This is a genomic window from Pseudoalteromonas sp. HM-SA03 (assembly GCF_002289345.1).
In the GTDB taxonomy this organism is placed as follows: domain Bacteria; phylum Pseudomonadota; class Gammaproteobacteria; order Enterobacterales; family Alteromonadaceae; genus Pseudoalteromonas.
In genome coordinates this window covers 107,764-121,490 of record NZ_NSDG01000061.1, presented here as the reverse complement: position 1 = coordinate 121,490, position 13,727 = coordinate 107,764, and the positions used below count along the sequence as shown (strand labels likewise).

Genomic DNA, 13,727 nt, shown 5'->3' with positions numbered 1-13,727 from the left:
ATTATTTGCATTGTATAAATAACAATTTTTTTAAAAATGCTACGTAACAGCTAACGACTCTGAGGCTATCAGCCGTCAAAAATAATTTAGATATTCCATATAAAACAAAGGGATAACACCATAAAGATGGCATTATCCCTTTGTATCAGAAGTTTATTTCACAAATTTCTCCGAATTGAGTATTCGAAAAATTCGAAGTATCTTTGCGTTAAATCAAATTGTTACTTTTTAGTTCCAAACATCGGTAACAAATAAGTAACCTTGACGCCAAATCGTTTTGATCTTCTCTGGACGACTCGGATTATCATGCAACTTTTTACGCAAGCGAGAGATTCGGACGTCTATTGTCCGAGTATCTGGGCGATAGTATTTGCCAAGGATTTGCTCGTATACAAAGTCACGTTTCACTACTTTGCCGCCATTGCTCGCAAGTAACCATAGCAACTCAAACTCATGGGTTGTGAGGTCAATGCGCTCCTGCCCATAACTTACACGTCTGGTGTTTTTGTCAATATGCAGCTGCCCAAAGGTTAATTGCTCTGGCTCATCGTCAAACTGCGAGTTTGCAGCTTGTCTTCTTAACACGGCATCGAGTCGAGCTCGCCATAATCTAGGCTTTGCATCTTTGGAAATAACTTCGTCAGCACCGAGCTCTAAAAACAGGCTGTGAACATCCTCATCATCGCTGTCAAGACTGACGATCACGGGGGCTTTAAATCTTTGTCTAAATTGGCTGATTGAATCACAGGTTGGTACCGAGGCGATAGCTTGATCAAGCACGATACCGTTAATAGATTTCCCTGAAAAACCGTTCAATTGACCTAATTCCCTCAACAACTCAACAGTATAGCCTTGCTCTTCAAGCATTTTTTGTTGTGATGTCAATATATTGTTATTGCTTTGTGCAACCAAGATAGTGGACACGGACGCACCTCATTCATTCAACATGGATGAACACAGTGTAGTCACGCAACCTGAATGGATGCTTTACAGCGTAAATAATCCTTTTGCCGTATCCCAAAGTGCTTTAACAACTGGGTCATATAACCGTTTATTCTTAGTTACAAGTCCAATCTCAATCTCGTCCGATCTAAGCTGTAAAAGCTGAACTTGATTCTTAAATGGACTTTGACTAATTACTATCTCGGGGACACACGCAATACCAAACCCTAAACTCGCGAGCGCAACCATAGCTTCATGACCCGAAACATGCGCATAAACCTTAGGAACAAAATTGTGTTTTTTGCAAAAGTTATCGATTCGATCTTTTAACACCCCCTGCTCTGGCATAATAAAAGACAGCCTCTGCCACGGCATTTCACTATGACTATGTTCATCAATAATAGACTTAAGCGGACAGTCCATCGTTGGACCAATAAACACTAATCTCGAACGGCCGATTGGCAAGTATTCTATGCCGTTCGATAGATGTTTTGGCTTCACCGCTACCGCGACATCTTCCTTACCACTAGCAACTTCTGCAATTGAATGCGCGGGGTCGCCGGTAATAAGATTTAACTCTACTTGCGGGTACAGATGGCGAAACTTGGAAAAAAGATCATAAATAAAACTGTAAGTCGCGGTCACGGAACAAAATAAACTCAGCTCACCAGTCAAAGGCTTATCATCATCAACGCATTCGCTCTTAAACTGCCGCCAGCTTGCCAACGTCGCTTGCGCGTAATGAACAAACGCTTTGCCTTGTTGAGTCAGCTCAACGGTACGATTGTCTCGTAGGAATAAAGGCGCGCCGACTTCTTCTTCTAACTGTTTAATTTGACGACTTAATGTCGGAGGGCTTACAAAGCAGCGTTCACTCGCCCGGGAAAAATGCAGCGTGTCTGCAAGTGCTAAAAAATATTTTAGTTGTTTGTGATTCATAGTATTTCACCTTTTGAAACACTATAGTTCAAATATATCATTTTACGCAATCAAAAGTTCGCCCTACTCTGACTTCAATCTATTTCTACAGAATCAGGAAATATCATGTCGAATTACTTTAATACTTTATCTTTACGTGAGCAATTAGCTCAGCTTTCTCAATGTGAATTCATGGATCCAAAAGAATTCGAACAAGGTGTCGACGTTCTGATTGGTAAAAAACTGGTCATCGTTGGTTGTGGTGCCCAAGGCTTGAACCAAGGTCTAAACTTAAGAGATTCTGGCTTGAACGTCAGTTACGCACTACGCCCTTCAGCAATTGAAGAAAAACGTCAATCGTTTCTTAATGCATCTGAAAACGGCTTTATTGTTGGCACCTATGAAGAACTCATTCCTGAAGCGGATTTGGTCCTAAACTTAACACCTGACAAACAACATACTTCAGTTGTAAACGCGGTAATGCCGTTAATGAAAAAAGGTGCAACACTCGCTTATTCTCACGGCTTCAACATTGTAGAAGAAGGGATGCAAGTGCGTGAAGATATCACCGTAATCATGGTTGCACCAAAATGTCCAGGCACAGAAGTACGTGAAGAGTACAAACGCGGCTTTGGTGTACCTACGCTAATTGCAGTTCACCCTGAAAACGACCCAGAGGGTAAAGGTCTCGCACAAGCTAAGGCATATGCGGCGGGAACTGGTGGTCATCGCGCTGGCGTATTGCAGTCATCATTTATTGCTGAGGTAAAGTCAGATCTAATGGGTGAGCAAACCATCCTATGTGGTATGTTGCAAACTGGCTCACTACTATGCTTTGACAAAATGGTAGAAGAAGGTATCGAACCTGGATATGCATCAAAGCTCGTACAATATGGCTGGGAGATCATCACCGAAGCGCTAAAACACGGTGGTATCACCAATATGATGGACAGACTGTCTAACCCCGCCAAGTTGCGTGCATTTGAACTAAGCGAGCAACTAAAAGACATCATGCGCCCGCTTTACAACAAGCATATGGACGACATCATCAGTGGTGAATTTTCAGAAGGTATGATGTCTGATTGGGCTGAAAACGACAATAAATTGCTTACATGGCGTGCAGAAACCGCACAAACCGCGTTTGAAAAGCAAGCGAATACGGATGCCGAAATTTCAGAGCAGACTTTCTTCGACCAAGGTATTCTAATGGTGGCTATGGTTAAAGCCGGTGTAGAGCTGGCGTTCGAAACCATGACAGCGGCAGGCATTATTGATGAATCAGCGTACTACGAATCTCTACACGAAACGCCGCTAATCGCGAATACCATTGCGCGCAAAAAGCTGTTCGAGATGAATCGTACTATTTCAGACACCGCAGAATATGGTTGTTACCTGTATAATCACGCATGCCTACCACTTTTGAAACCATTTATGGAATCAATCACAAAACGTGAGATTGGTGAAGGTTTGTTAGACAGTGACAACTATGCTGACAATCAAAAGCTCATCGCTGTAAACCGTGCGATCCGTAACCATCCGGTAGAAAAAATAGGTGAAATCCTTCGCGGTTACATGTCAGATATGAAAAAGATTGTTTAGTAAGTAGAAATAAATTTGCGTCAATAATATAGCAAACTAGTTCGCTTGTTAGTAACCAAGGCCACTTTCCACCCTGAGATTGTGGCCTTTTATCTCTGTTTCTCAACATACCCTCCCATTTAACTCAAATACAGTTAACACTAAATACTGAGATTAACTTTATTTTATAAACCAAAATTATTTTTTGTGACTTGGATTGTTACTTGTTCCGAGCTGGTTATTTACTATGCTAGAATAATCGGTTCCACGGGATTACACACACAAATCGAATGCAAAACACAGGTTTAACAATTACTCAAAGAATTACCCTTCTGGGTAGTCTCATTGCGATTGCTGTCGCTTGTTTAATCGGGTTTACCTCGCTTTACAGCGCCAAAACGCTCATTAATGAACGCATGATGCAATCTGAATTGCCAAGCAAGATAGAAAGTATCAATAAATCATTAAGCAAGCAGATAGACACGTTGAAAAATGCAGCCGAGCAGCTTTCAAGCAATTTATTAATCACCCACAGTGCCAAGGAAAATACTTTGGACGAAAAACTTCTTGTCAACGAACTCAAGCGTATTGCGGCGCAGTATGACTTAGTTACGGCTTCTTGGGCTAACCGCGAAACCAATCAATATTGGAATCAAAATGGCTTTCTGCGAGTACTAAATAGAGAGCAGGATGGTTGGTTTTTCGGCTTTACCACTAGTGGCTCGCCGTACTCTATTAGTATCTATCAAGAAGCGCCGGGCGATGTAAAAATGTTTGTAAACCATCAACAACTAAGCGGTGTTGGTTTGGCTGGACTTGCGAAAAGTATTGATGATATGCAGGCGATGCTTGCTAATATGAAAATCGAGCAAAGTGGCTTTGTTTTCGTCATTAATAGGCAAGGTACGGTGCAATTGCACCCAGATGCAAGCAAAGTCGCAAAGTCCTCGACTGAAGACTTTTATGGCCAGCACAGTCGCGACTTTACCTCCACACGTGGATTTATCGTTAAAGAGTTGGAAGTGGATGGCGAAACCAATTTAGTTGCAGCGAGCCCAATTCCAAACACAGATTTGCTTGTTATTGCCCAAGTGCCAACCAGTGAAATCAATAGTGGGATCACTTCTTTGCAGTGGCAAATCATTGGTTTTTCGCTGGTGATTGCGCTAGTGGCAAGCTTTTTTAGTATGCTGCTGGCTAAAAACTTAAGCGCGCCACTTAAAAAGATGGCAGATTTATTTGAACAGCTTGGCAGCGGCGACGCAAAACTCAATTATCGTTTACCAGACTCAGCACAACCTGAACTTCATGCTTTGGCTGGCGGCTTCAACCAGTTTATGGCTAAGATCGAAGAAGCTATCCACATGGTTGCACAAGAGAGCCGTTCAATTCGCGTGACGAGCGAAGCCGTGTTTAAACAGAGCCAGCAAAACTCTCAGTCTCTGGATGAACAAAAGTCTCAAACTATGTCTGTTGCCGCGGCAATCAATGAAATGGGTGCGACAGTACAAGAGATAGCGAGCAGCGCGACCAACACGGCAAAACTGACAGAAGAAAGTAAAGCGTCAACCAAACGCAGCCGTCAAGGTGTGCAAGAAAGCCAAGAAACACTTCACTTACTTGCTGGTGACATCGAAAATATGGCAGGTCAAGTCGCTACGTTGGCCGAAAAAACACAGTCCATTGCCAACATCGTTGATGTGATCAGAGGCATATCTGAGCAAACCAACTTGCTTGCACTCAATGCCGCAATTGAGTCTGCGCGTGCAGGTGAGCATGGTCGTGGGTTTGCCGTCGTTGCAGATGAGGTTAGAGCACTTGCGAGCCGTACATCACAATCTACCGACGAAATCCAAGCAACGATATCTGAATTAACTCAAGTGTCTGACGCTGTCGTAAACCAAATCCAACAATCCAGTGAACAAGCAGAGCAAAGTGTTCAAACGATGCAATCGTCAGTGGAGTTAATGTTGGAAATCTCGGAAACTGCAAATCAAATAAATGACATGACCGCGCTTATCGCAACAGCGACAGAAGAGCAAAGTAATGTCGTCGCGGACGTCGGCCGCAACATCGAGCAAATTAGCGAAATAAGCGATGCCGTGATGAACGAGCAACTTGACACGGAACAAGCAATTCAGCGCCTTGCTGCATCCGCCAAAACGCTTGATGATCTCGTCGCGAGTTTTTAACCTCTGTTCAACCATAGAGTAAGCCTGCACGTTTCGTCTTGCGGGCTTACTCTTTCACATTGTCTCTTTGTTACATGATGTAACAATCACACCGCGCAAGTTTTGCAATAATAGTCTAAATTCAATAGTAGTAAGGGCCAAAGGTAAGCAATTAAGCCATAACTAGAATTCAGCCGAATGCCCAATCTGGAGGTTGTATGAAGATAGTAATTCAGTTCTTTATTATTGTGCTTAGTGTTTTACTTAGTGCCTGTAATAGCACTCCCAAAGCAACGATAGACACGTCAATTCTCAATTCAAAGCATCAATTTAATATCCAACCTGTAGAGTCATACTCAGAGGTATTTCAGCTAAACAAGCAGATTAAAGCAGAACTCGCTCAATATTTTCATAACGACGAAATTGGCGTTAAACGCGCAAAAATGTTGATGGCGTTTTTGGTCAATAGTGGCGATGACTCAATGTCATATTTATCTGGCGCTAATCTCACTGCCAACCAAGCTTTTAGTAATATGAATGCCAATTGTCTTTCGCTCTCAATTTTAACCCATGCTATCGCGAGGCAAGTGGGTTTGAGAACGCAATTTCAGCGTGTACACATACCCGAATATTGGGACGAGAGCCAAGGCTACAGCTTACTTACTGGGCACGTAAATATAAAAATTTTTGAAGTGGATAACACCCAAGATTCGGTGAAAACACTGTACGTCAAACCCGCTTCCGTTACCGTAGACTTTGACCCTAATAGCCGAGCGCAACATTTTAGTACGTCAGCAATAGACACAAACACTATCTTATCTATGTTTTATAACAACAAAGGCGCCATGGAAATGATTAATGGCGACCTTGACATGGCCTACAGTTACTACAAAGCAGCGGTAGAGAGCGATCCCTATCACGATGGCGCATGGGGTAATCTAGGGATCCTATATCGTCTGACGCAACAGTACGACCTTGCTGAACGCGCATATAACCAAGCAATTGCCATTAATCACGACAATCGAAATGCCCTTGGTAACCTTGCAAAACTTTATTATCTCACTGAACGTGACCGTGAGGCAGAAATGATTGAAGCCAATATTCACAACTTAAGGAAGAACAATCCCTATTATATGCTAGTGTTGGGTAACGAAGCGTTTAAAAACGGAAACCTGGCTCGTGCCAAGCACTTTTATCAAAAAGCTCATCAACTTGATCGCAACATTCATGGTAGCTACTTTGGATTAGCAAAGGTTGCTTATGAACAAGGCGATAGAGAAAAAGCGGAGTATTACCTCAACAAGGCATACAAAACATCTGTCTTCGAGCACGACAAAGCACGCTATGAAGGTAAACTTGTCTTATTGAAAAGTGTTGCAAGCAACCAGCTAAATTCCATAACCAACGATGAGAGATAACAATAACAATGAAGAATCTCCATTTCAAAATATTTGGCATGATGCTGACCGCGATATATACCCCGAATGCAGTGGCGCAGGCGCAGTATCCACGTATTGCTAATGTTGATAATATATTGATGCAAGATTTACAAGCTCTCACAAGTGCTCGTCACCAAGGCCGTAAAAGTGGTGCTCAGTCACCCAATATCAGTGCTCAGTATATTTTTGCTGCTTTTGAGCAATTAGGTGGAAATCCGAGCTATCAGCACTTTACCTTTAGAGCCGGTATTTTTAGTAAAGACGCAGGTCACAACATCACAGCGACTTTGCCTTGCACCCAACCTCGTTGTGACAAGGCCATTGTTATCAGTGCGCATTACGACCATTTAGGAATCACAGGACAGAGACATTATCCTGGCGCCAATGATAATGCATCTGGCGTAGCTGCGATGTTACACATGGCTAGGCAACTCAGTAAAACAAATCGCGCTCGCGATATATTGTTTGTCGCAACCGATGCTGAAGAGCGCGGCTTACATGGTGCAAAATATTATGCCAAACACCTTAATCAGGAAGTTGAACTCAATATCAACCTCGATATGTTAGGGATAAATAACAACAACCGTTTATTCGCGTTGTTTTCACCGGGTTTTAAGGAATATAGAACTGAGCTCCAGAACAAGGTACAATCTCAAATCAAATTGACTATAGTATCGTCACAACGACAAATTGAGCGTTATACAAATAATCCAAGAATTGATTGGCACAAAGCAAGCGATCACTACGCCTTTTATCGCCAAGGGATCCCCTATATTTATTTCGGTATGGGTGAAGATAAACATCATCACACTACAAGAGATACACTGGATAATATGGATTTAAATAAGTATCAGGCAGTGGTAAATCTCATCAATGACTTTATTTTGTCATTAACTCGCTCACCACTTGACTCTACTAGCTGAATTTTTTGTGCTTTTGTAAGCTGCTTTACATGCCACTCAAGTTTTGCAGCTTGGGACTTAGTACCGACTCGATATTGGTATTTTAACGTTAAGGGCCCTTTACCTTTTAAATTTTTTGCCCCCTTCCCAGCCTGATGCTGCTTTATGCGCCGCTCTACATTAGTTGTTATTCCTGTGTACCAATGACCAAAGCGCGTTTCTAGGATATATAAGCTCCAAGTAGCTTGGTGATCCGTTTTATTGGGCTCGCTAAGTAACATTTTTCCTAGCACTTAGTGGTTCTCCTCAAGATCTTATCAACGATTTTTTTTGCACATAATGACTATTGCAACTTATGTACGAACTTTTTACACTTAGTGCAGTCCAATTCCGCTAAGAGACTTTACCTTCTCTGTGCAATCGGTATCATGCAAACAACTGATAATAAGGATACACAATTTCATGCTGTCTAATAAAACCCTTTCTGTTTGGCTCAGTGCTGTAGTTATGACGGTGTTTATGTCTGGCTGTTCAAGTTGGATTTATCGCATTAACGTGCCACAAGGTAATTTCTTAGAGCAGTCAGATGTAGATAAGCTTCGCGTCCAAATGACCAGAGAGCAAGTGCTCTATGTACTAGGTACACCACTTGCAAAAGACACTTTTAACAACAATGTCTGGCATTATCAATACGTATTTAATATTGACAGAGACTCCGAGGTCCGAAAGTCATTTAGTGTTTATTTCGAGAACGACAAACTAGTTCGCGTGAGCGGCGACTTCGAAGAGCCAGAAGAATTTAACACCCCTTTAGACTCATAGAGTCAAAAGGCACATATTATTTCGTAGTCAAAGGGGAAGGTATTTCCCCTTTTTAGTTATTCCTTACCTCCTAAAGAAACAGGTCGCCCACCAGTAACTTTGCTTGCACGACCTTCTTCTTTTGCTTTTTCCGCACGGCGTCTGCGTGCCTCTTTCGGGTCTGCGATTAATGGACGATAGATTTCGATTCTGTCACCATCACTGACTACTTGCTGTAATTTTACCGTACGGTTCCAGATCCCGAGCGTCAAATCATTCGCATCAATCTCTGGGCATTTTTCTATAATCCCTGACTGTAATACCGCTTGCTCAGCAGACGTCCCCTCAGGCACATCAACCGACAATGACATTGCGCTATCTGGCAATGCAAATACCACTTCAACCTTTATCATCATCTCGCTCCGTAAACAACTTTGGCTCGCTGAGTAAACGCAGACACCATATTCTTGGCCACTTCATTGAATAGCTTGCCAAACGCCATCTCAATTAACTTGCTCGCGAATTCAAATTCTAATTTCAAACTCACCTTACAAGCCTGTTCATCAAGCGCGGTAAATTCCCAATAACCATTTAAAGACTTAAATGGTCCATCTACTAGGCACATTTTTACTCGATTGCCGTCAAATTCATTTTTTGTGGTAAACCACTTTTTTAGGCCAGCTTTCGAAATTTCTAGACTCGCGGTCATCCCTTCATCATCACTTCTGAGCACTTTTGCATCTGAGCAATGCGGTAGAAATGCGGGATAAGCGTCAACATCATTGACCAATTCAAACATTTCTTTGGTGCTATACATCACCAAAGCACTTTTTTCTATCTGTGGCATAGACACTCCAAATCTTAATAAGAAGATTTTACCAAGGTTTTGCAGATTTATCTTGTTTGCAGCCACTGACTAAGTAAAAATACGGCACATTAATGAAAAAGCGCTGTCTTAAAACAGGATTTATAGGTAGACTAAGCCATTATGGCAAAGAAAAATTCAAGTAAATCAAATAGCAATACCATAGCGCTAAATAAAAAAGCGCGTCATGAGTATTCACTACATGAAAAGTTCGAAGCAGGTATCGAATTACAAGGCTGGGAAGTAAAGAGTATCCGCGCCGGTAAAGTCAATATCTCAGATACTTACATCCATATCAAAAACGGCGAAGCTTATTTGTTGGCTAGTCAAATTCAGCCGTTAAATAGTGCCTCAACACATGTGATATGCGATCCACTTCGTTATCGTAAACTGCTACTAAATAAACGTGAAATCTCACGTCTTATCGGTGCAACCGAGCGTGATGGATATTCTCTGATCGCCACAGCAATGTACTGGAAAAAGTGCTGGGTAAAACTCGAGTTCTATCTCGCGAAGGGTAAAAAGCAACACGATAAACGTGCTGATATTAAAGACCGTGATTGGTCACGTGATAAAGAGCGTTTGATGAAACACAATGTACGATAATTTATTTTAAGATACGAACAGAACAAAAAAGCAGGCTTAGCCTGCTTTTTTGTATTTGATATAAGGTTAAGTGTAAAACGCTTAACCTTTGTACTTTTGCATCACAAGTGTTGCGTTAGTACCACCAAAGCCAAAGCTGTTGGACATCACTGTGTTAAGCGGTCCATCACGGCGCTCGGTTACAATGTCTAGGCCTTGTGCTTGCTCATCTAGTTCATCAATGTTGATCGATGGTGCGATAAAGTCATTATCTAGCATCAGCAAAGAGTAAATCGCTTCATGCACGCCAGCCGCACCGAGTGCGTGGCCTGTCATTGCTTTAGTTGCACTAATAGCTGGGGAATTATCGCCAAACAACTCTTGAATAGCGCCTAACTCTTTCACGTCACCAACTGGTGTTGAAGTACCGTGTGTGTTTAGGTAGTCAATCGGTGCATCAAGACCTTGCATCGCTTGTTTCATACAACGCACAGCGCCTTCTCCAGATGGTGCTACCATATCGTAACCATCTGATGTTGCGCCATAACCAACAATTTCAGCATAAATGTGCGCGCCGCGAGCAAGTGCGTGTTCTAGCTCTTCAACTACCACAATACCACCACCGCCAGAGATTACGAAACCATCACGATTTGCATCATACGTACGTGATGCGCGCTCTGGCATTTCATTGTACTTGGTTGACAACGCACCCATGGCATCGAATTCCATCGCGAGCGTCCAGTGTAGCTCTTCACCACCACCAGCAAAGATAACATCTTGCTTTCCTAGTTGAATTTGTTCAACTGCATTGCCAATACAGTGTGCTGATGTTGCACATGCAGAGCTGATTGAATAGTTCACACCTTTAATTTTAAATGGTGTCGCTAAACACGCAGAAGTCGTGCTTGCCATTGTACGCGGAACCATATAAGGCCCAACACGTTTAACGCCTTTTTCGCGCAGAATATCAGCGGCTTCAACTTGGTATTTAGAAGAACCACCACCAGAGCCTACAATAAGACCTGTGCGTTCGTTTGATACTTGTTCTTCTGATAGCCCTGAATCTTCAATTGCTTGCGCCATCGAAATATAAGAAAACGCTGCCGCGTCCCCCATAAAACGATATGCCTTACGGTCAACGAGAGATTTTACGTCGATATCTATTTTACCAGACACTTGGCTACGTAGGTTGTAGTCTGCAAATTCTTGGTTAAAAGCAATACCGCTCTTACCTGCTTTTAATGACTCTAAAACTTCTTGCTTGTTGTTGCCGATGCTCGAAACAACACCGATCCCCGTAATAACGGCTCTTCTCATGGGTTTATTCCCTTCGATATTACAAATTATGCGTAGTATACGCTGAATTTTAGCGCCAAGTGGTCAGCTTTCCAGCGTACACATGTACTCTGAACCTAAATAACTAAAAATGCAACCAGACTATTGAGTCGAAAGACAGTAAAATAGTTCCCAAATAGTCGAACATAGAGTCTTTCATGATAAAAAACGCTCAAATACACTTCAACGATGCTGGTACCCCTGTTGCCGATAGTTTTGACGATGTCTATTTTTCCAACGATGATGGGTTAGCTGAGTCACATTACGTCTTTTATACTCAGAACCATATCGACGAGCGGTTACAAAATCATGGCAAAGACCGATTTGTCATCGCAGAAACTGGTTTTGGTACTGGATTAAACTTTCTCAACGCTTGGTATCACTTCAACCAGCGTAGCAAAGACGCATGCGTTAACCAACTCCACTTTGTCTCATTTGAGAAATATCCAATCCATATTGATGATTTAGTTAAAGCGCTACAAGCTTGGCCTACGCTAGCCCCGCTCGCCGAAAAACTCTGCCAACAATATCCGATGGCCCTTGAAGGATGCCATCGCCTAGAGTTTGATAATGGTCAAGTGACCTTAGATTTATGGTTTGGTGATATTCACGATAATTTACCACAACTAAGTTTCGAACAAGCCGGATTTGTCGATGCGTGGTTTTTAGATGGCTTTGCTCCGAGTAAAAACCCAGATATGTGGCAACAAAACTTATTTGATGCCATGGCCAATATGAGTAGAGATAGCGCCACTTTAGCAACATTTACCGCAGCGGGTTTTGTCCGCAGGGGACTACAAGACGCCGGCTTTGCATGCAAAAAAGTCAAAGGGTTTGGTCGCAAACGCGAAATGGTGGTCGGAACGCTGAGCCGTGCCAATAAAAATTACAATACTCCAGCGTATTACAGCACTGCACCGCGTAAGTTAGAGAGTATCGCTATTATTGGTGGCGGTATTGCCTCAAGTTGTTTGTTATATCACCTTAGTAAACGTAATCTTGGCGCAACACTTTTTTGCCAAGACGACGCGTTAGCCAAAGGCGCTTCTCACAATCGTCAAGGCGCGCTATACCCAAACCTGCAAGCAGATCACACGCCATCGAGCGAGCTATACGCTCACAGCTTTTTATATGCAAAGCGTCTTTATCAGCATATTGCAAATACAGGATATCACTTCGCACATGATTGGTGTGGCGTACTCTTGCAGTCCGTTAGTGAGGCCAAACGAGCGCAGCATCAAAACTTAGCTGAAAAAGCAACTTGGCCGCATGATTTAATTCATGCCGTTGACGCCAAACAAGCTTCAATTATAGCAAATACCACGCTGCCCTACGGTGGACTTTATATTCCTGAGGCTGGCTGGCTAAACCCTGCAGAGGTAACGCAAGCAGTGTTTGATGCAGCTCACGCGTTAAAAGCAGTTTCGACTTATTTTAATACTGACATACAAAAGCTCGAAAAAACCGAGAGCGGCTGGTTATTACACGGTGAAGATAATACGTTTGGTCCGTTTTCAGATGTCTTTGTCTGTGGCGGTGAGCATTCTGACCGATTCGAGCAAACCAAACATATTCCTATACACGGCGTTCGCGGTCAGGTCTCTCATGTTGATGCTGGAGAAGAATCACAAAAACTCAATACCGTACTTTGCCATAAAGGGTACTTTACTCCTGCAATGGATGGGCAACATTGTATGGGCGCGACATTTGAAAAAAACAGCAAAAGCCGAGAGGTAAAAGCCGAAGATGATGCAGTTAACCGTGCCCAGCTTGAACGCTTTTACAAAGATACGGATTTAGCTGCGAGTCTTGGCGAAATTACCTCTGCAAAAGCCGCTGTACGTTGTTGTTTTAACGATCATTTGCCTATGCTTGGTCAAGTCCAGCATAACGATGAGTTTTGCTCGGCGTTTGCCAATTTAAGAAAGGGAAAACACTACGGTTTTGGGAAGCCAGCACAACCCTATCAAGGTATTCATATTGTTACCGGTTTTGGGGCGCGAGGACTGTGCAGCGCTCCTCTTGCTACTGAGCATTTAGTTGCAACTCTACTTGGCGAAGCAAGACCTTTAAGCGAGCGTGTACATCAGGCAACCCACCCTGCCAGATTGCTCGTCAGAGATTTAATTAGAAGTAAAATCTAATAATGGCTAAGGCATAACATCACCTAGATCTAGATATTATGCCTTAG

At 42.7% G+C, this 13,727-nt stretch carries 13 protein-coding genes; 7 read left to right on the top strand and 6 right to left on the bottom strand.

Annotated elements, in window-relative coordinates:
- Positions 1 to 228: 228 nt before the first annotated feature.
- Complete coding sequence (locus tag CKO50_RS13195) at positions 229 to 924, bottom strand: response regulator transcription factor (RefSeq protein WP_010373828.1); 696 nt, start codon at positions 922 to 924, stop codon at positions 229 to 231.
- Positions 925 to 987: 63 nt separating this feature from the next.
- Complete coding sequence (gene ilvY / locus CKO50_RS13190) at positions 988 to 1,881, bottom strand: HTH-type transcriptional activator IlvY (protein ID WP_095728526.1); 894 nt, start codon at positions 1,879 to 1,881, stop codon at positions 988 to 990.
- Between the two features lie 105 nt (positions 1,882 to 1,986).
- Between ilvY and ilvC the strand changes: the two genes are divergently transcribed.
- The 4 genes from ilvC (at position 1,987) to CKO50_RS13170 (ending at position 7,971) form a co-directional block, all read left to right on the top strand.
- A complete protein-coding gene (gene ilvC, locus CKO50_RS13185) occupies positions 1,987 to 3,459 on the top strand; it encodes a ketol-acid reductoisomerase (RefSeq protein ID WP_095728525.1) in 1,473 nt (490 codons plus the stop codon).
- A 269-nt stretch (positions 3,460 to 3,728) separates the two neighbouring features.
- On the top strand, positions 3,729 to 5,630 hold the full coding sequence (locus tag CKO50_RS13180; protein WP_095728524.1) for a methyl-accepting chemotaxis protein: 1,902 nt from the start codon (positions 3,729 to 3,731) through the stop codon (positions 5,628 to 5,630).
- 197 nt (positions 5,631 to 5,827) lie between these two features.
- Positions 5,828 to 7,027, top strand: coding sequence for a tetratricopeptide repeat protein (locus CKO50_RS13175; protein WP_095728523.1), 1,200 nt, complete (start codon positions 5,828 to 5,830; stop codon positions 7,025 to 7,027).
- An 8-nt stretch (positions 7,028 to 7,035) separates the two neighbouring features.
- Positions 7,036 to 7,971 (top strand): M20/M25/M40 family metallo-hydrolase, encoded by a 936-nt coding sequence (locus CKO50_RS13170; protein ID WP_095728522.1) that lies wholly within the window; start codon positions 7,036 to 7,038, stop codon positions 7,969 to 7,971.
- Here the strand turns inward: CKO50_RS13170 and CKO50_RS13165 are convergent.
- Positions 7,899 to 8,231 carry a GIY-YIG nuclease family protein gene (locus tag CKO50_RS13165; RefSeq protein ID WP_095728521.1) on the bottom strand — a complete coding sequence of 111 codons (333 nt, stop codon included), beginning with the start codon at positions 8,229 to 8,231 and terminating at the stop codon, positions 7,899 to 7,901. The two genes, CKO50_RS13170 and CKO50_RS13165, sit on opposite strands and share 73 nt — an antisense overlap.
- A gap of 181 nt (positions 8,232 to 8,412) precedes the next feature.
- On the opposite strand from CKO50_RS13165, the gene CKO50_RS13160 reads away from it, so the two are divergent.
- Entirely contained in the window at positions 8,413 to 8,772 is a 360-nt protein-coding gene (locus tag CKO50_RS13160) for an outer membrane protein assembly factor BamE (RefSeq protein ID WP_010373815.1), read from the top strand.
- 56 nt (positions 8,773 to 8,828) lie between these two features.
- On the opposite strand, the gene CKO50_RS13155 is transcribed toward CKO50_RS13160, so the two are convergent.
- Together CKO50_RS13155 and CKO50_RS13150 are read right to left on the bottom strand one after the other, a co-directional pair.
- Positions 8,829 to 9,164 (bottom strand): RnfH family protein, encoded by a 336-nt coding sequence (locus tag CKO50_RS13155; protein ID WP_095728520.1) that lies wholly within the window; start codon positions 9,162 to 9,164, stop codon positions 8,829 to 8,831.
- Entirely contained in the window at positions 9,164 to 9,598 is a 435-nt protein-coding gene (locus CKO50_RS13150; protein ID WP_095728519.1) for a type II toxin-antitoxin system RatA family toxin, read from the bottom strand. Before CKO50_RS13150 ends, CKO50_RS13155 begins: the two co-directional genes overlap by 1 nt.
- Before the next feature lie 141 nt (positions 9,599 to 9,739).
- Here CKO50_RS13150 and smpB point away from each other — a divergent pair, with 141 nt between their 5' ends.
- Complete coding sequence (smpB, locus tag CKO50_RS13145; RefSeq protein ID WP_010379116.1) at positions 9,740 to 10,222, top strand: SsrA-binding protein SmpB; 483 nt, start codon at positions 9,740 to 9,742, stop codon at positions 10,220 to 10,222.
- Positions 10,223 to 10,303: 81 nt separating this feature from the next.
- Here the strand turns inward: smpB and fabB are convergent, their stop codons facing one another.
- The gene (fabB, locus tag CKO50_RS13140; protein ID WP_095728518.1) at positions 10,304 to 11,518 is read right to left on the bottom strand and encodes a beta-ketoacyl-ACP synthase I; all 1,215 of its coding nucleotides are present in this window, start codon (positions 11,516 to 11,518) and stop codon (positions 10,304 to 10,306) included.
- 176 nt (positions 11,519 to 11,694) lie between these two features.
- Here fabB and mnmC point away from each other — a divergent pair, with 176 nt between their 5' ends.
- Complete coding sequence (gene mnmC / locus CKO50_RS13135) at positions 11,695 to 13,680, top strand: bifunctional tRNA (5-methylaminomethyl-2-thiouridine)(34)-methyltransferase MnmD/FAD-dependent 5-carboxymethylaminomethyl-2-thiouridine(34) oxidoreductase MnmC (RefSeq protein WP_095728517.1); 1,986 nt, start codon at positions 11,695 to 11,697, stop codon at positions 13,678 to 13,680.
- Positions 13,681 to 13,727 lie beyond the last annotated feature (47 nt).

Excerpts from the sequence above, each read along its gene's own strand:
- ilvY (WP_095728526.1), bottom strand. The coding sequence starts at position 1,881 with ATGAATCACAAACAACTAAAATATTTTTTAGCACTTGCAGACACGCTG.
- ilvC (WP_095728525.1), top strand. The coding sequence starts at position 1,987 with ATGTCGAATTACTTTAATACTTTATCTTTACGTGAGCAATTAGCTCAG.
- CKO50_RS13180 (WP_095728524.1), top strand. The coding sequence starts at position 3,729 with ATGCAAAACACAGGTTTAACAATTACTCAAAGAATTACCCTTCTGGGT.
- CKO50_RS13175 (WP_095728523.1), top strand. The coding sequence starts at position 5,828 with ATGAAGATAGTAATTCAGTTCTTTATTATTGTGCTTAGTGTTTTACTT.
- CKO50_RS13170 (WP_095728522.1), top strand. The coding sequence starts at position 7,036 with ATGAAGAATCTCCATTTCAAAATATTTGGCATGATGCTGACCGCGATA.
- CKO50_RS13165 (WP_095728521.1), bottom strand. The coding sequence starts at position 8,231 with ATGTTACTTAGCGAGCCCAATAAAACGGATCACCAAGCTACTTGGAGC.
- CKO50_RS13160 (WP_010373815.1), top strand. The coding sequence starts at position 8,413 with ATGCTGTCTAATAAAACCCTTTCTGTTTGGCTCAGTGCTGTAGTTATG.
- CKO50_RS13155 (WP_095728520.1), bottom strand. The coding sequence starts at position 9,164 with ATGATAAAGGTTGAAGTGGTATTTGCATTGCCAGATAGCGCAATGTCA.
- CKO50_RS13150 (WP_095728519.1), bottom strand. The coding sequence starts at position 9,598 with ATGCCACAGATAGAAAAAAGTGCTTTGGTGATGTATAGCACCAAAGAA.
- smpB (WP_010379116.1), top strand. The coding sequence starts at position 9,740 with ATGGCAAAGAAAAATTCAAGTAAATCAAATAGCAATACCATAGCGCTA.
- fabB (WP_095728518.1), bottom strand. The coding sequence starts at position 11,518 with ATGAGAAGAGCCGTTATTACGGGGATCGGTGTTGTTTCGAGCATCGGC.
- mnmC (WP_095728517.1), top strand. The coding sequence starts at position 11,695 with ATGATAAAAAACGCTCAAATACACTTCAACGATGCTGGTACCCCTGTT.